This is a genomic window from Mesorhizobium sp. M5C.F.Ca.IN.020.29.1.1, assembly GCF_003997375.1.
Lineage (GTDB): Bacteria > Pseudomonadota > Alphaproteobacteria > Rhizobiales > Rhizobiaceae > Mesorhizobium > Mesorhizobium wenxiniae.
In genome coordinates, this window is the sequence record NZ_RZSW01001143.1 from 1 (window position 1) to 605 (window position 605).

Here is a 605-nt window from a genome sequence, read left to right on the forward strand (position 1 = left end):
ATCCTGCCGTAATTGCGCTCGAGCATGTGCGGAACCAGCGCCTTGTTGCAGTAGAAGACGCCGTTGACGTTGATGTCGATGACCCGGTGCCAATCCTCCACCGAATAGTCCCAGGTCGTCATGTTCGGTCCGGTGATGGCCGCACTGGTGACCAGGATATCGACCGCGCCAAGGGCATCGATCGTCTGCCGGGCGGCCTGTTCGACCGCCACGGCATCGGCGACTTCGACAGTCACGCTATGCAAATCGGCAATGACAGCCTTGGCCTGCTCGATCTGGGTGGGGTCGCGATCCCAGACGCAAACGCGCCCGCCCTCTTCAGCGATTCTTAGCGCGACAGCCAGGCCGATTCCGGACGCGCCACCAGTGATCACGGCCGACCGCCCGGCAAACCGTCCCGCAAAACTCATCGGCATGTGCTCTTCCTCCCAATCGGCGGCGAATGTGAAGTCAATGGCGGAGGAGTTCAAGCCAGAGGCTGAAGCTCCGAACAGGTTCATGGTGGGCCACGAGGCGGTAGGAAAAGCCGCGGCAGGGCTAGAGCGTCGGGCTAGCTGGAGTTACGCCGCGCGCACCGGTTCAGACGTTCTTGATCGATTTCCAAT

General features: G+C 61.7%; 2 protein-coding genes. One reads left to right on the forward strand and one right to left on the reverse strand.

What is annotated here, in order from left to right:
• Nucleotides 1-374 (reverse strand): SDR family NAD(P)-dependent oxidoreductase (locus EOA85_RS36750; RefSeq protein WP_245486415.1); only part of this gene is annotated, 374 nt, incomplete at its 3' end.
• Here EOA85_RS36750 and EOA85_RS38465 point away from each other — a divergent pair.
• Nucleotides 367-605 (forward strand): hypothetical protein (locus EOA85_RS38465; RefSeq protein WP_206523513.1); only part of this gene is annotated, 239 nt, incomplete at its 3' end. The two genes, EOA85_RS36750 and EOA85_RS38465, sit on opposite strands and share 8 nt — an antisense overlap.